The sequence below is a fragment of the Mediterraneibacter butyricigenes genome (assembly GCF_003574295.1).
In the GTDB taxonomy this organism is placed as follows: Bacteria; Bacillota; Clostridia; order Lachnospirales; family Lachnospiraceae; genus Mediterraneibacter_A; species Mediterraneibacter_A butyricigenes.
The window spans coordinates 633,230-652,458 of record NZ_BHGK01000001.1 but is presented as its reverse complement, the minus strand read 5'-3'; the positions used below and the strand labels follow the sequence as shown (position 1 = coordinate 652,458).

Annotated in this window: 24 protein-coding genes; 23 read left to right on the top strand and 1 reads right to left on the bottom strand. The window is 44.5% G+C overall.

Going from position 1 to position 19,229, the window contains the following annotated elements; translation table 11 throughout:
* Nucleotides 1-112 precede the first annotated feature (112 nt).
* A complete protein-coding gene (locus tag KGMB01110_RS03120; protein ID WP_119297539.1) occupies nt 113-613 on the bottom strand; it encodes a hypothetical protein in 501 nt (166 codons plus the stop codon).
* Between the two features lie 77 nt (nt 614-690).
* Here KGMB01110_RS03120 and KGMB01110_RS03115 point away from each other — a divergent pair, with 77 nt between their 5' ends.
* From KGMB01110_RS03115 to KGMB01110_RS03020, 23 genes are all read left to right on the top strand, one after another.
* Entirely contained in the window at nt 691-933 is a 243-nt protein-coding gene (locus KGMB01110_RS03115; RefSeq protein WP_119297538.1) for a hypothetical protein, read from the top strand.
* A gap of 311 nt (nt 934-1,244) precedes the next feature.
* Nucleotides 1,245-2,546 carry an AAA family ATPase gene (locus tag KGMB01110_RS03110; RefSeq protein WP_119297537.1) on the top strand — a complete coding sequence of 434 codons (1,302 nt, stop codon included), beginning with the start codon at nt 1,245-1,247 and terminating at the stop codon, nt 2,544-2,546.
* A complete protein-coding gene (locus KGMB01110_RS03105) occupies nt 2,547-3,659 on the top strand; it encodes an ATP-binding protein (protein ID WP_119297536.1) in 1,113 nt (370 codons plus the stop codon).
* 18 nt (nt 3,660-3,677) lie between these two features.
* Nucleotides 3,678-4,121 carry a hypothetical protein gene (locus KGMB01110_RS03100; RefSeq protein WP_119297535.1) on the top strand — a complete coding sequence of 148 codons (444 nt, stop codon included), beginning with the start codon at nt 3,678-3,680 and terminating at the stop codon, nt 4,119-4,121.
* Between the two features lie 2 nt (nt 4,122-4,123).
* Nucleotides 4,124-5,710 carry a DEAD/DEAH box helicase gene (locus tag KGMB01110_RS03095; protein WP_119297534.1) on the top strand — a complete coding sequence of 529 codons (1,587 nt, stop codon included), beginning with the start codon at nt 4,124-4,126 and terminating at the stop codon, nt 5,708-5,710.
* Between the two features lie 8 nt (nt 5,711-5,718).
* Entirely contained in the window at nt 5,719-6,168 is a 450-nt protein-coding gene (locus KGMB01110_RS15640) for a PriCT-2 domain-containing protein (protein WP_330508005.1), read from the top strand.
* A 108-nt stretch (nt 6,169-6,276) separates the two neighbouring features.
* Nucleotides 6,277-7,968 carry an AAA family ATPase gene (locus tag KGMB01110_RS03090; protein ID WP_330508004.1) on the top strand — a complete coding sequence of 564 codons (1,692 nt, stop codon included), beginning with the start codon at nt 6,277-6,279 and terminating at the stop codon, nt 7,966-7,968.
* Nucleotides 7,969-8,238: 270 nt separating this feature from the next.
* The gene (locus KGMB01110_RS03085; protein ID WP_119297533.1) at nt 8,239-8,634 is read left to right on the top strand and encodes a RusA family crossover junction endodeoxyribonuclease; all 396 of its coding nucleotides are present in this window, start codon (nt 8,239-8,241) and stop codon (nt 8,632-8,634) included.
* Complete coding sequence (locus KGMB01110_RS03080; protein ID WP_119297532.1) at nt 8,631-8,834, top strand: hypothetical protein; 204 nt, start codon at nt 8,631-8,633, stop codon at nt 8,832-8,834. The genes KGMB01110_RS03085 and KGMB01110_RS03080 overlap by 4 nt, the downstream gene beginning before the upstream one ends.
* Before the next feature lie 57 nt (nt 8,835-8,891).
* The gene (locus KGMB01110_RS03075; RefSeq protein ID WP_119297531.1) at nt 8,892-9,260 is read left to right on the top strand and encodes a helix-turn-helix domain-containing protein; all 369 of its coding nucleotides are present in this window, start codon (nt 8,892-8,894) and stop codon (nt 9,258-9,260) included.
* Nucleotides 9,257-9,571 (top strand): hypothetical protein, encoded by a 315-nt coding sequence (locus KGMB01110_RS03070; RefSeq protein ID WP_119297530.1) that lies wholly within the window; start codon nt 9,257-9,259, stop codon nt 9,569-9,571. Before KGMB01110_RS03075 ends, KGMB01110_RS03070 begins: the two co-directional genes overlap by 4 nt.
* The gene (locus tag KGMB01110_RS14835) at nt 9,499-9,762 is read left to right on the top strand and encodes a hypothetical protein (protein ID WP_136626676.1); all 264 of its coding nucleotides are present in this window, start codon (nt 9,499-9,501) and stop codon (nt 9,760-9,762) included. Before KGMB01110_RS03070 ends, KGMB01110_RS14835 begins: the two co-directional genes overlap by 73 nt.
* Nucleotides 9,719-10,156: a hypothetical protein gene (locus KGMB01110_RS03065; RefSeq protein ID WP_119297529.1), complete on the top strand. Its 438-nt coding sequence runs from the start codon at nt 9,719-9,721 to the stop codon at nt 10,154-10,156. Before KGMB01110_RS14835 ends, KGMB01110_RS03065 begins: the two co-directional genes overlap by 44 nt.
* 147 nt (nt 10,157-10,303) lie before the next feature.
* Entirely contained in the window at nt 10,304-11,203 is a 900-nt protein-coding gene (locus tag KGMB01110_RS03060; protein ID WP_119297528.1) for a DUF6731 family protein, read from the top strand.
* 11 nt (nt 11,204-11,214) lie between these two features.
* Nucleotides 11,215-11,754: a hypothetical protein gene (locus KGMB01110_RS03055; protein WP_119297527.1), complete on the top strand. Its 540-nt coding sequence runs from the start codon at nt 11,215-11,217 to the stop codon at nt 11,752-11,754.
* A gap of 83 nt (nt 11,755-11,837) precedes the next feature.
* Nucleotides 11,838-12,608: a phage terminase small subunit gene (gene terS / locus KGMB01110_RS03050; protein WP_119297526.1), complete on the top strand. Its 771-nt coding sequence runs from the start codon at nt 11,838-11,840 to the stop codon at nt 12,606-12,608.
* Nucleotides 12,538-13,893, top strand: coding sequence for a PBSX family phage terminase large subunit (locus KGMB01110_RS03045; protein ID WP_119297525.1), 1,356 nt, complete (start codon nt 12,538-12,540; stop codon nt 13,891-13,893). Before terS ends, KGMB01110_RS03045 begins: the two co-directional genes overlap by 71 nt.
* A 14-nt stretch (nt 13,894-13,907) precedes the next feature.
* Nucleotides 13,908-15,317, top strand: coding sequence for a phage portal protein (locus KGMB01110_RS03040; RefSeq protein ID WP_119297524.1), 1,410 nt, complete (start codon nt 13,908-13,910; stop codon nt 15,315-15,317).
* 1 nt (nt 15,318) lies between these two features.
* Nucleotides 15,319-17,037: a phage minor capsid protein gene (locus KGMB01110_RS03035; RefSeq protein WP_119297523.1), complete on the top strand. Its 1,719-nt coding sequence runs from the start codon at nt 15,319-15,321 to the stop codon at nt 17,035-17,037.
* Nucleotides 16,985-17,185, top strand: coding sequence for a hypothetical protein (locus KGMB01110_RS14830; RefSeq protein WP_136626675.1), 201 nt, complete (start codon nt 16,985-16,987; stop codon nt 17,183-17,185). Before KGMB01110_RS03035 ends, KGMB01110_RS14830 begins: the two co-directional genes overlap by 53 nt.
* A gap of 57 nt (nt 17,186-17,242) precedes the next feature.
* On the top strand, nt 17,243-17,530 hold the full coding sequence (locus KGMB01110_RS03030) for a ribosomal-processing cysteine protease Prp (protein WP_119297522.1): 288 nt from the start codon (nt 17,243-17,245) through the stop codon (nt 17,528-17,530).
* A gap of 92 nt (nt 17,531-17,622) precedes the next feature.
* Nucleotides 17,623-18,231 (top strand): hypothetical protein, encoded by a 609-nt coding sequence (locus KGMB01110_RS03025; RefSeq protein ID WP_119297521.1) that lies wholly within the window; start codon nt 17,623-17,625, stop codon nt 18,229-18,231.
* 13 nt (nt 18,232-18,244) lie between these two features.
* A complete protein-coding gene (locus KGMB01110_RS03020; protein WP_119297520.1) occupies nt 18,245-19,225 on the top strand; it encodes a phage major capsid protein in 981 nt (326 codons plus the stop codon).
* The last annotated feature ends 4 nt before the right edge of the window (nt 19,226-19,229 follow it).

Below are 19,229 nucleotides of genomic sequence, written 5' to 3'. Positions count from 1 at the left end.
CAGACATCACGGGAAAACAGGGAGGTGAGAGGTTGAATTATTTAAGAATTGCATCGTTCGTTTTAGCTATTTTAGGAATTGTCTTTAGTATGGTGAATTTGAAAGAACGATACTAAATTTCAACAGCAATTGTACTTAGAATAACAGAGTATTGCTTAATTCCGCGGTTCGTATGAAGCGTAATAATGGCATTGGTATCTTTGATATTTTTCCCTTTTATACGATCAAATGTTTCTGTATAGAAATATCCACCGATCGTGCCAAGCCCTGAAAGATTGAGCGGCAAAGTGACGGATTTGACAATTGTTCGGTCGAAAGTTTCATCTTTAGTCCCTAAACGAGCATGATGCACAACTTGCGGAATCCATGAAAATTCAAAAGTTTCATTATCAAGAGTAATAAACGCTCTGGAAATAGAAATCGGCAACTGTGATTTATTAATTAGGGAGAGTGCGATATAGAGCGGTTGTCTGGAAAGATGTTCTGCAACGATAAAATCTTTGCATTCCACGGACAAATTAACTCGATTATTCAAACGGATTTCGATGAAATTCCAAAGGGACAAACAAAAGCTGACGATTGCAATCACAAAAGTAACAATATCGAAAATCATAGTAGATCAACCTTTCATCATTTGATAGGAGAATTATACCAAAGAAACGTAACAAGTACAAACAGGGAGGTGAGAGGATGCAGGACATACTGACAGCCAATCAGACAGCCAGAGTGATCGGCTGCGGACCTCAAAGAGTCCGGGAACGGATCAAGAGAGGCATCTGGACATTTGGCAGTGTAGTAACTAGAAAAGAATCCGGGAACGCCCAGAAGAACACTTATGAGATCAACAAGTATAAGCTGGCAGATTGGTTGGGGATCCCGGCAGAAGAAGTAGACAGGAGGTTAGGGATGGGGCATGGTCCCGATAAAGCTTAATAACAAAGACGGAGAATGTCTGAATTGCAGCCGATATTTTAGTTGTTCGTCCAGAGAGAGGGCAAGAGGAATGCGCTGCAAGGATTTCAAGAGATTCAGAAAGGAGGACAAGCATGGAATGGGAAGATGTAAAAGAGTTGGCCGTGATCCTGTTGGAGGTAATGATTGTGGTCGGAGCAATGATTCTGTTCCCGTCAGCAGTGATTCTGCTACTGGGATAATAAAAAAGAGCACCCGCATAAGCCGGCAAGCTTCGGGTACTCAAGAAAATAAGTCAATTACATTATAGGAAAAGAAAGGAAATAAGTCAAATGGCATTGAAGATTAATAAGTTAGAGATTGAAAATGTGAAGCGGATCAAGGCGGTCAAGGTTGAACCGAAAGCGGACGGCTTGACGATCATCGGCGGCAAGAACAACCAGGGGAAAACTTCAGTCCTGGACTCCATAGCCTGGGCGCTTGGAGGAGAACGATACAAACCGTCACAGGCAACAAGGGAAGGCTCTGTGATTCCGCCAAATCTGCATCTGGTAATGAGCAATGGTCTGATCGTGGAACGCAAGGGGAAGAACAGTACCTTAAAGGTAACGGATCCAAAAGGACAGAAAGCAGGTCAGCAGCTCTTGAATGAGTTTGTGGAACAGCTGGCATTAGATCTTCCGAGGTTTATGGAATCATCCGGAAGTGAGAAAGCGAAGACACTTCTGAAGATTATTGGTGTAGGTGATCAGCTGACTGTTTTGGATCAGGAAGAAAAGGAACTGTACAATGAGCGGCTGTATGTTGGAAGAACGGCTGATCAGAAAGAAAAGTTTGCGAAAGAGCAGCCGTACTACCCAGAGGCACCAAAAGGACTGATATCACCTTCTGATCTGATTAAACAACAGCAGGAGATTCTTGCAAGAAACGGAGAAAATCAGAAAAAGCGTGATCAGGCAGTGAATTTACACGCAGAAAGAAATCGCTTGGCAGAAAAAGTAAATTTTTTGGAAGAAGAGCTGGAAAGATATAAAAAGCAGTTAACTCAGGTAGATTATGACATGACCGTTGCTTATAAGACAGTAGAAGAGTTACAGGATGAATCTACCGCAGAGCTGGAAGAAAGCATTGCTAATATCGAAGAGATCAATCGCAAAGTCAGAGCCAATCTGGACAAGGATAAGGCAGAAGAGGATGCCAGAAATTATAAGGATGAATATGCAGCACTTACGAAGAAGATCGAAGACGTAAGATCAAAGAAAACCGATCTTTTGAATGCGGCAGATCTGCCATTGCCAGAACTCTCGGTAAAAGAGGGAGAGTTGGTGTATAAAGGGCAGAAATGGGACAACATGTCAGGTTCTGATCAGTTGAAAGTGTCCACAGCTATTGTGAGAAAACTAAATCCGGAATGTGGTTTTGTTCTGATCGACAAGCTGGAGCAGATGGATCTGGATACGTTGCAGGAGTTTGGTCAATGGCTGGAGGCAGAAGGTTTGCAGGCAATTGCAACCAGAGTCAGCACAGGAGATGAGTGCAGCATTATCATCGAGGACGGGTACTCGGTTGGAAGCGGAGAGGAAAAGAAAGAGGAACCGTCAAAACAAAAAGAATGGAAAGCAGGTGCATTTTAAATGGAGATTATCAGAGGAAAGATTCCATGTGCAAAGAAAGTGGTTATCTACGGACCGGAGGGAATCGGAAAATCAACGTTTGCAAGTCAGTTCCCGAATCCGGTGTTTATTGATACAGAGGGCAGTACAAATGCGATGGATGTGGCAAGGCTGCCAAAAGCTACAAGCTGGAGGATGTTGTTGGAGCAGGTCGATTATATCAGGACACACCCAGATACCTGCAAGACGTTGGTCATCGATACGATTGACTGGGCGGAGCAGATGTGTGTGCAGCATATTTGCGACAAACATCAAAAGTCCGGAATCGAGGACTTTGGGTACGGAAATGGTTATGTCTACGTAAAAGAAGAGTTCGGTCGATTTTTGAACCGGTTGTCTGAGGTTGTGGAATCAGGAACCAATGTGGTACTGACTGCCCACGCTCAGATCCGGAAGTTTGAGCAGCCGGATGAACTGGGAGCCTATGACCGGTGGGAGTTGAAGCTGGGAAAAAAGACGGCATCCCAGACTTCTCCGTTGGTAAAAGAATGGGCGGATATGCTATTGTTCGCAAACTACAAGACGTTCTCCATTGTAGTAGATGATAAAGGACAGAAGCGAAAAGCCCAGGGCGGAAAGAGAGTCATGTATACTGCACACCATGCTTGCTGGGATGCGAAGAACCGGTATGGATTGCCGGAAGAATTACCGTTTGAATATGGCGCGATTGCCCACATTTTTCAGGAAACGCATCTGGAGCAGCAGGTAAAAGCTTCAGTGCCTGAGACTCCAAGAAATAATCCACCGGCTGAAACAAAAGAATCTGTACAGGAAGAGAAACAGATGACGCCACCGGTTCAGGAGAGACCGCCAGAAAAGAAAGAAGAGCACCGGCCGGATCCGGTGATCGATCCGGCAATCCCACAGGCTTTACGTGATTTGATGCAGGTAAACAAGGTGGATGAGTGGGATGTTCAAAACGTAGTAGCAGCCAGAGGATATTTCCCCAGTGATATGCCAATCCGGGATTATCCGGAAGACTTTGTCCAGGGAGTATTGGTAGGAGCGTGGGATCAGGTATTCCACATGATTCAGGAAGCCAGAGAAAAGATGGAGATTCCATTTAATGCATAGAAAGAGAGGACATGAAATATGAGTACAGACGGAAGAGAATTAGGATGGGAAGATTCAATTGTCAATGATGGACAGGATTTTGAACCAATCCCGGAAGGGGATTACAGTTTTACGATTGAGAAGGTGGATCGCAGCAGATCTAAAGGTGAAGGAAAGCTGCCACCATGTAACATGGCTGTGGTGTATTTTATCGTACACGCACCGGACAAAGATGTGACGATTCGCGAGAACTACATCTTGCATACTTCCTTAGAGTGGAAACTTTCGGAGCTGTTCCGGGGAATCGGCCTGAAGAAAAAAGGGGAAGAACTGCGGATGAACTGGAGCCAGGTTCCAGGAGCAAAAGGAAGATGTAAGGTGACAATTGTTCCGGGTGCAAAAAATCCGGATCAGAAATTTAATCGGATTCAGAGAGTGTACGACATAGAAGAGGGACAGAAATTTACGCCAGGGAGATTTTGAGAATGGAACTGAGACCTTATCAGCAGGAAGCAAGAAAATCTATATTTGAGCAATGGGAGAGCGGCGCAAAGAAAACGCTGCTTGTGCTTCCTACGGGATGTGGGAAGACCATTGTATTTGCAAAAGTCGCCGAAGACTGTGTGCGGAATGGGGACAGAGTCCTGATTCTGGCGCACCGTGGCGAATTACTGGAACAGGCATCAGACAAAATCCGGAAATCAACCGGTCTTGGATGTGCAGTAGAAAAGGCAGAAGAGACGTGTATGGGTAGCTGGTTCCGTGTGGTTGTAGGATCCGTACAGACCATGATGAGAGAAAAGCGGTTGAATGGTTTCCCGGAGAATTACTTCCAGACGATCATCATCGATGAAGCCCACCATTGCATTTCCGACAGCTACCAGAGAGTGCTGCAGCATTTCCCCGATGCGCAGGTACTGGGAGTGACTGCAACACCGGACCGTGGAGATATGAGGAATCTGGGAACGTATTTCGAATCCCTGGCCTATGAATATACCTTACCCAAAGCAATCAAAGATGGATACCTGTCCCCGATCAAGGCACTCACAATTCCGTTAAAGATTGACATGAGCGGCGTCTCAGTTCAAGCGGGAGATTTTAAGGCAAGCGATATCGGAACGGCACTGGATCCATATCTGAAGGGAATCGCAGAAGAAATGCAAAAATACTGCGCGGATAAAAAGACCGTGGTGTTTCTTCCATTGGTAAAGACCAGTCAGAAGTTTAAAGATCTGCTGAACGAGTATGGATTTTGTGCTGCAGAAGTAAACGGAGAGAGTACAGACCGCGCGGAAATCCTGAAAGATTTCGAAGAAGGAAAATATAACGTGCTATGTAATTCTATGCTGTTGACAGAGGGATGGGACTGTCCGTCTGTGGACTGTGTGGTGGTTCTCAGGCCTACAAAAGTTCGGAGCTTATACTGCCAGATGGTGGGACGAGGTACGAGACTTTCTCCGGGAAAAGATCACCTATTGCTGTTAGATTTCTTATGGCACACAGAACGTCATGAATTATGCCATCCTGCCAGCCTGATCTGCGAAAACGAAGAAGTCGCACAGGCGATGACTGAAAATCTGGAAAAGGAAGCGGGAATGGCGATTGACATAGAAGAAGCAGAAAAACAGGCCGCAGAAGATGTGGTGGCGCAGAGAGAAGAAGCACTGGCAAAGCAATTGGCGGAAATGAAGCGGCGAAAGAAAAAGCTGGTAGATCCACTGCAGTTTGAAATGTCCATTCAAGCGGAAGATTTATCCGGATATGTACCATCGTTTGGATGGGAAATGGGACCACCATCTGATAAACAGAAAAGCACTTTGGAAAAGCTGGGAATCTTACCGGATCAGATTGATAACGCAGGAAAGGCAGCGAAGATCTTGGATCGCCTGGATAAAAGGAGACAGGAGGGACTGACAACCCCGAAACAGATCCGTTTCCTGGAAAGCCGAGGATTCCAGCATGTAGGAACCTGGCAATTTGAAACAGCAAGGAAGATGATTGACCGAATTGCAGCCAATGGCTGGAGGATTCCACATGACGTCGTTCCGCAAGAATATCACGAGGGAGCATAAAAAGCAGGATGGAAAGAACAAGCCTATTAGAATTAATTGAATACATCAATCCGGCAGACCTCAACTATCAGGAGTGGGTCAATGTAGGAATGGCTCTGAAGCACGAAGGGTACTCTGTCCGTGAATGGGACGAATGGAGCAGACGGGACTATGGTAGATACCATTCCGGAGAATGTGAAAAGAAATGGAACACATTCCGGGGAACCACTTCACCGGTGACTGGAGGCACGATCTTTCAGATGGCCACAGAAAACGGCTGGACACCAAACTATGGGCATGAACTGGAGTGGAATGACACCATAGAAACAGACTCGGATCGTGTGGTGGTAGATAAGAACTGGGTAGAAGAAAGGGAAGTATACGAACCGAAGAACTGGAATCCGGTACAGGAGCTGATCAAATATCTGGAAACCCTGTTTGAGCCGGGAGAAAATGTGGGATATGTGATGAAGTCCTAGCAGAATGACAAAGGAAAGTATATTCCGCAGGATAAAGGAAACTGGGATCGTACTGCCGGGGAGTTAATCGAAGCCCTCGGAAAATGCAAAGGGGATCTCGGAGCGGTTATGGGAGACTATGATCCGCAAGGTGGTGCATGGATCCGATTCAACCCTTTGGACGGAAAAGGGGTAAGGAATGAAAATGTAGCAGAGTACCGATATGCACTGGTCGAGTCTGATAATACAGCGATTGAAAAGCAAAATGCAATTCTGAGAGAGTTGGAGCTGCCGATTGCGTGTCTGGTACATAGCGGTGGAAAGAGCTTGCATGCCATCGTGAAAGTGGATGCGGAAAACTATCCGGAATACAGAAAAAGAGTGGATTATCTGTATGACGTATGCCAGAAAAACGGAATCAAAGTGGATGTACAGAACCGGAATCCTTCCAGACTGTCCAGGATGCCTGGAATTCAGAGAGGGGAACACAAGCAGTTCCTTGTAGATACCAATATCGGAAAAGAATCCTGGAATGAATGGTATGAGTGGATTGAAAGTGTAAACGATGATCTGCCTGATCCAGAAGGATTGGAAGCTGTCTGGGAGAACCTTCCGGAGCTATCCCCGTGCTTAATCGAAGGAGTTTTGAGAAAAGGGCATAAGATGCTGATCGCAGGTCCATCCAAAGCAGGAAAGTCTTTTCTTCAGATCGAACTGTGTATCGCGATCGCGGAAGGGAAGAAATGGCTGCAGTGGTACTGTGCGCAAGGTCGGGTGCTCTACGTGAATCTGGAACTGGATCGGGCCAGTTGCCTACACCGGTTTAAAGATGTATATGAAGCGATGGGCTTGCAGCCATTAAACCTGCAGAACATCGATATCTGGAACCTGAGAGGAAAATCCGTGCCAATGGATAAGCTGGCGCCAAAGCTGATCCGGAGAGCCGCAAAGAAAAACTATGTGGCGATTGTGATCGATCCGATTTACAAGGTGATCACAGGAGATGAAAACAGCGCGGACCAGATGGCGAATTTCTGTAATCAATTCGATAAGGTCTGTACGGAACTGGGGTGTGCAGTGATTTATTGCCACCACCATTCAAAAGGCGCGCAGGGTGGTAAGAAGTCCATGGACCGTGCATCCGGTTCCGGTGTATTTGCCAGAGATCCGGATGCGTTGCTTGACCTGATCGAATTAGACACGACGGAGGCATTGGAAAAACAGGAAATGAATAAAGCAATCTGCAAGGCTTGTCGGATCTATCTGGATGCACATTTTGCCTGGAAGGACGAGCTTTCACAGGACGATCTGCTAAGTAGTGCAGCGATGTTGGAGTATTGCAAGAAGACGCTGGATAAGTGGCAAATGAACGCATTGTCGAGGGTGATAGAGGAGCAGAAAGCGATCGCAAAAGGAAAGACAGCTTGGCGGATTGAAGGGACGCTGAGAGAGTTCCCACGGTTTGAACCGATAAATTTATGGTTCAGTTATCCGGTTCATGTATTGGATGAGGTGGGAAGTTTAAAGGACCTGCAGATGGAGACAGGAAAGCCACTCTGGGAGAAAGCGAAAGAGGCCAGACAAAAACGAAGTGATCAGGCACGGAATACCAAACACCAAAAATATAAGATGGCAATCGAAAATTTCCGGTTCGAGCATGAAGATAAATATCCGACGGTGAAAGAATTGTATGAGGTTTTGAAGTCGGATGCAGAGGCAACCGGAGAGAAATATCCACAAGAAAAAACGGTTCGAAATTCGCTAAAAGAGATTGGATTTATGGTGGATAAAGACACTCATTGCCTTTGCCCATTACCTTAGTCACGGGCATCGGGAATACTTTCCCTGAACCATGGTCGCGGGCATCGGGCAACTTTTGCCCGTCACCTTAGTCACGGGCATCCCGGGAATGCCTGCCCGGCACCTATATATACTACGTATATATATATCGGGAATCGGGCAAGCCCTCTGTACGGGTATTCCCACCCTAAAGTGTGGGGCGATTGAGTACGCCCCCACAACGGGTTAGGAGAATACCCATCCAGTACAGTCGCGAGAAAAGAAAAAAAGAAAAAGGAGCTGAGACTGAACATGATTTTTTTTATGGCAATGGATCCGCCGACAGTTACGCATCAGGAACACAAGGTCGCGATTGTGAATGGCAAGCCGGTCTTTTATGAGCCGCCGGAACTAAAAAGAGCCAGACAAAAGCTGATCGGTCATCTGTGCAAACATAAACCAGTTGACATGGAGCCTTATCAGAAAGGCGTGCGGCTGATTACGAAATGGTGCTTTCCAAGAAAGAACCACAAGGATGGAGAGTACCGGATCACGAAACCGGACACAGACAACCTGCAGAAGCTGTTAAAAGACTGTATGACGACATTGGGATTCTGGAAGGATGATGCATTGGTGGCATCGGAGATCACGGAAAAGTTTTGGGCGGAAGTGCCTGGGATTTTTATCGAGATAGAGGAGCTGCCATGAAAGAAGCGGAACTGAGAAACTATTGGAGATTTTTTGTTGAGGCATGGAAGTTATTCCGAAGACACAAGGATGTGACGTCAGAACAGGAATGGGAACAGGCAATGGAAGAGGCAAAACAGATCCGGGCAAAGTTCCCAGGAGACTTTTCTCAGAACGTCTTGAGTGAGATTTTGAAAGAATTGGAGAGAGTGAATCGGTGAGAAGGGAGAAAAATGAAGAAAGTATTGCCCCCCCCAGATGAGCCAGAGGAGACTGAAATGAAAACGAAAAGAAAATCAACCCCGCTTCCGGAAAGCGAGCATGAAGATCGCAGAACCATAATTGGAGAACTGGTGGAGCAAGGCTACCAGAACAAGGAAATCGCAGAGAAGACAGGGATTCCTGTTGGAACGGTTGGGACTTACGCAGCCATGTTCCGGAAACAGAAAAAGGAAGCGGAGAAAGGAAAAACCGGAAAGAATGCGGATCGGCATCTGTGTATGTCCTGCAAGTACCGAAGTGCGCGGACAGAAGTCAATGGATGTGACTATGCAGGGATTATGGAGCACAGCCGAGGATGCACAGTAGAAGAGTGCACGGTGTATGAAAAGGGAGCAAGGTTGAAGATGAAGGAGTGGAACGAATGAGCAGAATGATTAGCGTGGACGGATTGGTGCATGGACTGTCAGCAGACTATATGACCGGGAAGAAGACACTGCTGCAGGTGATTGATGAGCAGCCAACAGCGTTTGACCGGTATGCAGTGATCGAGCAGCTGAAGGAGAAAAGCCGGTATGCGAGGATTGTCGGAGAGGACAAGCCCTGTGAGCTGCTGAAGCTGGCAGAGGTGATTGAGATCGTGGAAGGTGGAGGAGGTAGATATGATTGCGAGGACGAGACAAGAAAACAAAGGCATATGATAAACTCCGCAAGGACGATGTCTTTGAAAAGAGAGTAGACGAGGCAGCCAGAGAACGGTTTCGCAGACCGGCATATCAAGCAGGCAGCATGGTGCAGGCGCAGGGGAGACAGCTGGAGCATCGGACACTGATCGGATATCTGGCGGAGAAGTATGACATTGAGGCGGACTTGGAGGGAGAGACCGATGGAGCAGATGACAAAAGAAAGACTGGCCGCTTACAGAAGTAACAAGGCGGAAATCTTAGAATTGGATTATGTGCTGAATAATCGCTGGAAGTCCGATACGATGATCGGGAATGATGTTATTTTCGATTACAGCAAAGGTTATCCAATGCCACAGAGCGTTACCGGGTTCGACCAGAAACGTTATGAGAGGCTGCAGGAGCGAGATCTGAAGCGAAAGGAATTTCTGGAAGTGGAATGTGCGGAAATCGAGGATTTTGTTGATGGAATTAGGGACAGTTTGAGCAAAAGGATCTTCCGGATGTATTTCATTGATGGAAGGAAAACGATGACTCAGAGTGAGGTGGCGAAGCAGCTTCATTTGGAAAGAAGTAGTGTGAGCAAAAAAATTGATGCATATTTGAAAGTTTCACACAATTCACACGATTCACATTTATAATAATACTTGAGCCAAAGGCGGAAACCCGGCGGCTCAATCCCGTACCTGAGAGGACAGCCTGGTGTAAACAGGGCTGTCTTTTCGTTGTCTATTACCGAAATATGGAGTATTATGGAAGTAGGTTTTAGGTATGGGAGGAAATGCGAGATGGCATATAAGAGAACTGTTAAATTTAGCTATTATACAGTGTGTATGATGGAGGATGAGCAAGATGTATCACCTAAAAGATTTGATTTTGAAGCTTGGATAAAAAAAGTAGTCGATGACAATATGGAGAAAAAGGAAATTGAATTTGATAATGTTATTGCTCGACTAGAAGAATTAGAGGTGGATACGGAAAGTGGAATCTGGAAAATACGTTTTTTAAAACTTAGAGATACAAATATTCCTTCGATAGTGAAGAAAAAAGAGGAAGCGAAGCCTATAGAACTTGATGATGATGAATATATAGGTGAAGATTTGCTTATGCTTTATGATTCAAAAAAATCAGTTGCTATGATTCAATGCAATAGATTCGCGATGAGCAAGGGGAAGTTAGAAAAATGTCTCAATAAGGTCTGGGATGACCCGAAACATAAAATAGTTTTATTGCATATTAGTAAAATGACTAGCGTAGCAGAGCTTAAAAAGAAAAATTTCAGGTATTTATGTGTTCGCTTGGCAAATATACATGCTGTAGAGGAGAGTCACCGACCACTCGGCAGAATTATAAATAGTTATAATGATATTGGTGGAAAATCAGGAACATTAGTTTTCTCACTTGGAAGAGGGAGACAGCCGAAGGCAGGACTTAATCAAGAACAAATCCCTATTATGTTAGATGATATATACAACAATAGGGATATCGTAACGGATGCTGTGCTGAAAGTAAAAGATGATGACGATACATCTTGTGTAGATGTAGTGGATCTGTTTGATAATTCGCTACGTGACTATATTGATTTCAAACTAGAAAAACGTACAGCTTTGGAATTTCAATATGCAACAAACTTAATGATGAGAAAATATTTGGAAAGAAAAAATGAAATATATGAATTGTTGTCTTAAGGTGAACAATTATGAATAAAATAAAAGTTTTGTATGTATGGGAACGTTTGTATCCGCATATAATTGCATTGGCTATAACGATTACATTGACACGTGTATCATTCGAACCGATAAAAAGTAAACAAATAGATTCTTTGGTAGAAGGAATCGTTACGCTTGATTCGATTATTATTGGTTTTATAGGTGCAATTATTCCAGTTATCTTAAGCATGAAAAATGAGTCTAAGCTTGTGCAATATGTATTCGATAGAGACAAGGATGGATTGTTCAAAAAATACATATCTGAAACAATTGGATATGGACTGATAGATGCATGTGTGTCGCTTTCAATTTATACGAGAGATGTTATAGAAAATACGTGCATTTTAAAAATTTTAGATTTTTTGTTTATTTATTTATTGTTATTGTTCCTGTTGTCTACGTATCGTGGCATGGCGTGCATGCTGAAATTGATTTTTTCTAATGATAAAAATATACAAGAAAAAGCTTATTGCACATTGGACGATTCGGATAGAAAGAAATTGTGGGAGCAAAAGGGAAGTAAAAAATAGTAATTAAAGAATTTATATGAAGGGCACCCTCCGGGGTGCTTTTCTCGTGCGCAAAACGAAACGAAGAAGAGAGAGGTGGTGACGTGGCTGATGTAAAAGAGCAGATTAAAAAAGACTATTTGTCTGGTATCCCGCCCAAGAAACTGGCGGAAAAGTATGATACCAGTTTGAATACGATAAAGAGTTGGATCAAGCGATATGGCTGGTCTGAAATAAAAAAACGGGGTGCACTCTCAAATACGCAGGGTGCACCCTCTTCTGTACCCGGAAAGAAGAAGCAGGGAGGCCAACCCGGCAATAAGAATGCTGAAGGGCATGGAGGCACGGGCCCACCGGGAAATAGGCACGCAGAAAAGCACGGATTCTTTTCCAAGTACCTCCCAGAAGAGACATTATCGATCATTCAGGAGATGCCAAAAGATCCGCTGGATGTTCTGTGGGATCAGATACAGATTGCCTATGCTGCGATTATCCGGGCACAGAAGATTATGTATGTTCGGGATCAGGAGGATAAGACGAAAGAAATCACCATGGATGGGATGGAGTCCACGGGCTACGATGTGCAGCAAGCTTGGGATAAACAGGCAAACTTCCTGTCAGCGCAGGCAAGAGCGCAGAAGACACTGGAAGGGATGATCAACCGGTATGAGAATCTGTTGCATAAGAACTGGGATCTTGCGACAGAGGAGCAGAAAGCCCGGATCGCTCAGATTAAGGTGAACACTGAGCGCATCCAGAACGGCGGTAATGATGATGGAGAGGATGGTGTGACGATTGTCAACGATGCGCCAGGTGAAGATATCGGACATAGTGATTCCGAAGTATTTGCCGATATTCAACAACAAAAAGATTAAGCATATCATCCTGACTTCGGGGCGTGCCGGTACAAAATCCAGTTATGCTGCCATTCGGACGGACTATCAGATTGTGTCGGATCCGCATGCATCGGCGGTGGTTCTTCGTAAGCATCACAATAAGCTCAGGAAGACGGTATACAAAGAGATGCTGAGAGGCATCAATCGCCTGGGAGTTTCGAAAAAGAAATTTGTAATCACGAAGTCTCCGATGGAGATTACATACAAAAAGTACGGTACAACTATTTATTTTTCTGGTTCAGATGGCATTGATGATACGAAAGGTATTATCGACGAGGACAAGCCCATCAAGCTGGTTGTTCTGGATGAGCTGACAGAGTTCTTCGATGACGGAGAAGGCGAGGATGAATTGAGCAATATTGAAGCGACGTTTGTTCGAGGCAATAGCAGCGGATTCCAGATGATCTACCTGTACAATCCGCCAAAGAATCCCAATGCGCCGATCAATCAATGGTGCAAGAAGATGGAGAAGCGTGACGATTGTCTGCACATTCATACAGATTACAGAGATGTCCCAGTCGAATGGTTAGGGCAGGACTTGATCGCATCAGCGGAGGCTATGAAGCAGGCGGATGAAAAGATGTATCGCTGGGTATGGCTTGGTCAGGCAGTCGGTGTAGATGAACTGATCTATTACATGTTTGGAGATCGGCACAGACAGAAACCGGATCCAGATCGAAGATATGACCGAATTTATATCGGTGGCGATTATGGACAGCAGAATGCGACAACGTTTCAGGCGTTTGGGTTAGATACTTACCGGCAAAAGTTTCCAGGACTGGGAGAATATTACCACAGTGGCCGGGAGACCGGACGGCAAAAGAGCCCGTCGGAATATGCAAAAGACTTGGTTGAGTTCATGGATGACCTGCATGAACAGTATGACAACCGGGTTTTTTATATTTTTCTTGATCCATCGGCAAAAGGACTGGCAGAGGAAGTAAAGCGAGCAACCAGAACCGGTCTGGAATATCAGGTCATACTCAAGGATGCGGAGAATGATGTGGCACTGGGAATCAGCAGAGCGCAGAAGGTGCTGAGTTTTGACATTATGAGTATATCGCCGAAGCAAGAAAATGCAGTGGTGGAGTTTGGAACTTATGAGTATGATAAGAAATCAATTGAGAAGGGAAAAGAAGTCCCTGTAAAGAAAGGCGATCACTGTATGGATGCGATCCGATATGTGGTCATGGGTGCGTGGAGCAAGTTGAAACGATGGCTGCCACGAGAGATAAGGGATGAAGATACAGATGATGCGGAATAGGGAGGTGAGTGCAGATGAATATCTTTAATTACTTTAAAAGGATAGGAATTGATACAGTAGATGCATCATTCTACCGCAAGATAGCGGAATGGATTTCCTGGTATGAAGGAAATGTAAGACGTTTTTCTTTTTACAGGGTGTATACAGGACGTGGAACATATAAGAGATGCCAGAGAAAAAGTATGGGGATGGCAAAGAAACTAAGTGAAGATATTGCAGATCTGTTACTGAATGAACGAGTGACAATTACGCTGAATGATGAGAAAACGAATGAATTTGTTCAACAGATTTTGGAAAAGAATCGCTTTCTTGTGATGGGAAATGACTGTCAGGAACGCAAAGCATTTACCGGAACAGTGGCATATATTCCTTATCTGGATCATGTGGAGATTACAGAAGACGGAGAAATTCTGTCAGGGGAAATTTCCATCAATTACGTAGATGCGCCAAATATTTATCCGGTAAGCTGGACAAATGGGAGAGTTACAGAATGTGTTTTCACATTTCCTCATACTGTGGCAAGAAAGAAATATGTGCAGGTGCAATCCCATCTTTTAGAGAATGGGGAGTACGTAATCAGAAATACGGTATTGAAATGTGAGTCTGGAAGCCAGGAGGGGACAGAGTTATCGAAAGAAGAATGGAGAAAGCTGAAGCCATTTAAAACGTTGGCGGAGGAAGTAAAGACAGGATCGTCGGAACCACAATTTGTGATTGATCGTTTAAATATCACCAATAATGCGGATGAGAATAATCCGATGGGAATTGCGATCTTTGCCAATGCAATCGACGTGCTCAAAAAATTGGATATCGAGTACGATTCATATTGTAATGAGTTCGAACTGGGTAGAAAGCGAATTTTTGTAAAACCGGAGTTGCTGACAAATACGGATGGTTCTCCGGCATTTGATCCGGATGACAGTGTCTTTTATGCGCTGCCGGAAGATGATGCCAACAGTGAGGGGCTTTTGAAAGAAGTGGACATGACTCTCCGGGCAGATCAACACAGCAAAGCAATTAATGACGATCTGAACTATTTGTCCCTGAAATGTGGGTTCGGTACAGATCGTTATCAGTTTGGTGCATCTGGAGCAAAAACGGCGACTGAGATCATTTCAGAAAATTCAGACATGTATCGTATGCTCAAGAAGCACGAGATTCTCCTGGAAGATGCTTTGAAACAATTGATCCGTATCATTATTCGGCTGGGAATTGTTTTAAATTATTCATTAGATGCAGATGCGGAGATTGTGATCAATTTCGATGATTCTATCATTGAGGATAAGGAAACGGAGCGCAACCGGGACCGGCAGGATGTGAGCATGGGAGTCATGAGTCATGCGGAGTATCGGGCAAAATGGTACGGGGAGACGCTGGAAGAAGCAACGAAGAAATTACCGGAGCAGAATCAGGTGATGGAGTAATATGAAAAATGATTACAAAGAGCAGATTCCGAATAAGATAGCGGCCAGATATCAGAATTTGGAAGACTGGATCATGCAGGATATTGTCCGGAGAATCCAGAAAGCTGGCGAGATTACAAGCACAGCTGACTGGCAGATTAACCGGTTGCAGATCCTGGGTTATTCTTCGGAAGATATTGAGAAAGAGATAAAAACGGCGTTGGATGCTTCTTACCCGGAAATGTTTGAGTTATATGATGAGGTGATTAATTGGGAGTACGTCCGAAACAAGGGTGTTTATGAACAGATCAATGCTGAATACATACCATTCGAACAGAATAAGCAGTTGCAGCAGATTACAAATGCGATTATAGAGCAGAGCCTGTCAGATTTGGAGAATGTTACCAGATCGATGGGCTTTTATTTGGATTATGGCAACGGAAAGAAGGTAATGACGCCATTGTCTCAGGTCTATGCAAAATATCTGGATGCCGCGTGTATGGATATTGTCTCCGGATCATTTGATTATAACAGTGTCCTGAGACGGACGGTTACACAGCTCACGAACAGCGGACTCCGCAAGATAGATTACGCGTCCGGACGAGCTGATCGAGTAGATGTGGCTGCCAGAAGAGCGGTCTTGACAGGCGTCAGTCAGATTGCCGGAAAGATCTCAGAATATAACGCAAATAAACTCGGGACAGAATTTTTTGAGGTAGCATGGCATGCAGGTGCAAGACCGACACATTCTGTCTGGCAAGGACAGGTGTGGAGTAAACAGGAATTGTATGATGTGTGTGGGCTTGGAACAGTAACCGGTCTGTTGGGTGCAAACTGTTATCATGAATATTATCCGTTTATTCCGGGAATTTCTGAGCGGAACTGGACGGATGAGTGGCTGACTGAGCAGAATCGTCTGGAAAACGAACCGAAAGAGTTCCGGGATAAGCAGTACACCCTGTATGAAGCCAAGCAGAGACAACGGCAGATGGAAACGGCGATGCGGGCGCAGCGTGAGAATGTCAGATTGTTGCAGTCTGGCGGAGCTGATCCGCAGGAAGTGATGATTCAAAAAGCAAAATATCAGGGACAGCTCAATGATTATACAGTGTTTTCACGTAAGATGGGACTCAAGGAAGAACGAGAGCGTATCTATTTGGATATGAGAGGGAGAGTTGCGGGTAACTATAATGCTAAAATGAAGATCTCTATCCCAGATTCAGTAGCTAAAAATGCAGGATTAAGCAAGGAAATCAAATACAAAATAGATCAAGCGATAAGAAAACTGAATTCAGAGTATACCATATATCTTGATATGATTGAGAGCGGAAAACTTAGTGCGGGTGATATTTTTGTTACAGGTGGGTATATAGATATGGATGGAGTGTTAAAGCATAGTTTGATAATTAATAGTAATAGAGATTTCCAAAATCTTGAAAAGCAAATGAAGTCGCGTTACAATAAAAAAATAATGGCAGGAAAAAATTTTGAAGATTATATCGCTCATGAAATGGCACATATAATGCCATTTCAAAATTGTGTTACAGCAACAGAATATAAGGAGCTGAACGCAAAAATAAAAAGTCAGTTTGTTGCGGGAATTTCAAAATATGCAGATAAGACAAAAGATGGAAGAGAGAGTCTCGCAGAAGCATTTGTAAGATACAGAAATGGAGAAAAAATTCCGGATGAAGCAAGAAAACTCATTAAAAAATATATCCTTCCTTGGCGGAGGATTTAGAACAGAATTCCCAAGATGTGAGACATGTAAGTGGTTTAATTGGGAGCATTATGTTTGTAAAGCATTTCCAGAAGGCATCCCTGATGAAAAATTATGGGCGGATGAAGATGATGTGTGCAATGGAAAATATAGGTATGAAGAAGAGTAGCTGCCACCAGTCGAAATGACCGGTGGTATTTTTGTACTATTTTCAGGAGGTAATTCAGTGATTGAGATAACCATAACATTGAACAGTATTCGCATGGCCGGTCATGCTTGCCGGAAAAATTCAGATGGCATCGATCGAGCGTGTGCCGGGGTATCGGCGCTGACTTGTAACCTGATTAATTCTCTAAAGGACCTGACTGGCGATCGAATCCGTGCGGATACAGGCAGCGGAATGACGACTATTGATTGGGAAAATCTGTCGGATGGAGGAAAACTTCTGATAGATTCGTGGTTCTTGGGGATTACGGATATCGACCGGGAATACAATTGCATAGAATTTCAGTAACGAAGCACCCGAGAGGGTGTTTTTCTTATGTCCAAAACGTGATGACAGTATAAAAGCTCGGGAGCCTGTCGAGGCGAAACGGAGGTAAAAACATGAAAAAAAGAATGAATTTACAGCTCTTTGAAGACGGCGGCGGAGCTGGCTCTGGTGGACAGGGTGGAAATGCCGGGACTGGAAACGGCGGCCAGGGATCCGCTGGGAGTGCATCCGGAGCACACAATGCCGGAACATATACCTATGAACAGTTAGAGGAGATTGCAGGGGCGAGGGTTGAACGTTCAGAAAGAACTGCACTTGCAAACTTTTTCCGAAGCCAGGGGATGACGGAAGAGGAAGTGACTCAGGCCATTACGCAGTTTAAAGCAGATCGTGCAGCGAATCAGCCGGATACTGCAAAGCTTCAGAAAGAACGAGATGACGCACTGAATGAAGTACAGCAGATGAAGAATGAGAAACTGCTGTCCGGAAAAGGTGTGAAATCAGAAGATCTGGATTATGTCATGTTCAAGGTATCGAAACTTGTAGATGATAAAACAACGTTTGAAAAAGCAGCAGATAAGTTTTTAAAAGAGAATCCAAGATTTGCGGGAGGTGCAAATTCTTACCGGATTTCCACTTCATCAGGAAATTCTGCTGAGGGGACCGGCGGAAGTATGAACGCTTCCATTAATGACAGGATCCGAGCTGCGGCAAGAAGATAAAGGAGGAAACAAAATGAATAAAAACAGAATGAATTTGAGAATGTTCGAAGGAGATGCATCGATTATTGACCGTACTGGAGCAGAGTCTCTGATCCCGATTCAGGAGGCAAATGAAATTATCCAGGGAACAATTTCGCAGTCAGCAGTTCTTTCCAGAGGACGTAAGCTGGCGAATATGACCAGTAAGCAGTATAAAATGCCAGTACTGGATATGCTGCCGATTGCCTATTTTGTAAACGGCGATAATGGACAGAAGAAAACTACAAAACAGGCATGGGACAAGAAATTTATCACCGCAGAAGAAATCGCAGTGATCGTTCCAATCCCAGAGTCTGTTCTGGATGACTCTGAATATGATATCTGGGCAGAAGTAAAGCCGAGAGTAACAGAGGCATTCGGAAAAGTGATTGACGGTGCGGTGCTTTTTGGCGAGAATAAACCGTCAACATGGAGAGAAGATGTAGTTACAACTGCAACAAAGGCGAGTGCAGTCGTGACACTTGGAGCATCAGACAGTCTGTATGACAAGATCATGGCTGAAGACGGTGTGATTGCAAAGGTAGAGGGGTCTGGTTACTTTGTGAATGGTCACATGGCAGATATTTCCATGAGAGCAAAACTCAGAGGACTGAAAAATGCAAATGGAGATCCGTTGTTCAAACAGGATTTGCAGGGGACTACACAGTACGCTTTAGATGGCTCTCCAATGAATTTTCCGAACAACGGGGCATTTGATAAATCCAAGGCGCTCATGATCTCCGGTGATTTTTCTCAGCTTGTATATTCCATCAGACAGGATATTACATTCAAGCTGTTTACCGAAGGTGTAATTCAGAATACGGATGGTTCTATCGCATACAATCTGATGCAGAACGATATGATTGCGCTTCGAGCAGTCATGCGCCTCGGCTGGGAAATCCCGAATCCGATTAACAGCCTACGGAAGGATAAGGCAAAGAGATGTCCGTTTGCAATCTTGAAAGCGGGAGAGTAAGAGA

Excerpts from the sequence above, each read along its gene's own strand:
- KGMB01110_RS03120 (WP_119297539.1), bottom strand. The coding sequence starts at position 613 with ATGATTTTCGATATTGTTACTTTTGTGATTGCAATCGTCAGCTTTTGT.
- KGMB01110_RS03115 (WP_119297538.1), top strand. The coding sequence starts at position 691 with ATGCAGGACATACTGACAGCCAATCAGACAGCCAGAGTGATCGGCTGC.
- KGMB01110_RS03110 (WP_119297537.1), top strand. The coding sequence starts at position 1,245 with ATGGCATTGAAGATTAATAAGTTAGAGATTGAAAATGTGAAGCGGATC.
- KGMB01110_RS03105 (WP_119297536.1), top strand. The coding sequence starts at position 2,547 with ATGGAGATTATCAGAGGAAAGATTCCATGTGCAAAGAAAGTGGTTATC.
- KGMB01110_RS03100 (WP_119297535.1), top strand. The coding sequence starts at position 3,678 with ATGAGTACAGACGGAAGAGAATTAGGATGGGAAGATTCAATTGTCAAT.
- KGMB01110_RS03095 (WP_119297534.1), top strand. The coding sequence starts at position 4,124 with ATGGAACTGAGACCTTATCAGCAGGAAGCAAGAAAATCTATATTTGAG.
- KGMB01110_RS15640 (WP_330508005.1), top strand. The coding sequence starts at position 5,719 with ATGGAAAGAACAAGCCTATTAGAATTAATTGAATACATCAATCCGGCA.
- KGMB01110_RS03090 (WP_330508004.1), top strand. The coding sequence starts at position 6,277 with ATGGGAGACTATGATCCGCAAGGTGGTGCATGGATCCGATTCAACCCT.
- KGMB01110_RS03085 (WP_119297533.1), top strand. The coding sequence starts at position 8,239 with ATGATTTTTTTTATGGCAATGGATCCGCCGACAGTTACGCATCAGGAA.
- KGMB01110_RS03080 (WP_119297532.1), top strand. The coding sequence starts at position 8,631 with ATGAAAGAAGCGGAACTGAGAAACTATTGGAGATTTTTTGTTGAGGCA.
- KGMB01110_RS03075 (WP_119297531.1), top strand. The coding sequence starts at position 8,892 with ATGAAAACGAAAAGAAAATCAACCCCGCTTCCGGAAAGCGAGCATGAA.
- KGMB01110_RS03070 (WP_119297530.1), top strand. The coding sequence starts at position 9,257 with ATGAGCAGAATGATTAGCGTGGACGGATTGGTGCATGGACTGTCAGCA.
- KGMB01110_RS03065 (WP_119297529.1), top strand. The coding sequence starts at position 9,719 with ATGGAGCAGATGACAAAAGAAAGACTGGCCGCTTACAGAAGTAACAAG.
- KGMB01110_RS03060 (WP_119297528.1), top strand. The coding sequence starts at position 10,304 with ATGGCATATAAGAGAACTGTTAAATTTAGCTATTATACAGTGTGTATG.
- KGMB01110_RS03055 (WP_119297527.1), top strand. The coding sequence starts at position 11,215 with ATGAATAAAATAAAAGTTTTGTATGTATGGGAACGTTTGTATCCGCAT.
- KGMB01110_RS03045 (WP_119297525.1), top strand. The coding sequence starts at position 12,538 with ATGCGCCAGGTGAAGATATCGGACATAGTGATTCCGAAGTATTTGCCG.
- KGMB01110_RS03040 (WP_119297524.1), top strand. The coding sequence starts at position 13,908 with ATGAATATCTTTAATTACTTTAAAAGGATAGGAATTGATACAGTAGAT.
- KGMB01110_RS03035 (WP_119297523.1), top strand. The coding sequence starts at position 15,319 with ATGAAAAATGATTACAAAGAGCAGATTCCGAATAAGATAGCGGCCAGA.
- KGMB01110_RS14830 (WP_136626675.1), top strand. The coding sequence starts at position 16,985 with ATGAAGCAAGAAAACTCATTAAAAAATATATCCTTCCTTGGCGGAGGA.
- KGMB01110_RS03025 (WP_119297521.1), top strand. The coding sequence starts at position 17,623 with ATGAAAAAAAGAATGAATTTACAGCTCTTTGAAGACGGCGGCGGAGCT.
- KGMB01110_RS03020 (WP_119297520.1), top strand. The coding sequence starts at position 18,245 with ATGAATAAAAACAGAATGAATTTGAGAATGTTCGAAGGAGATGCATCG.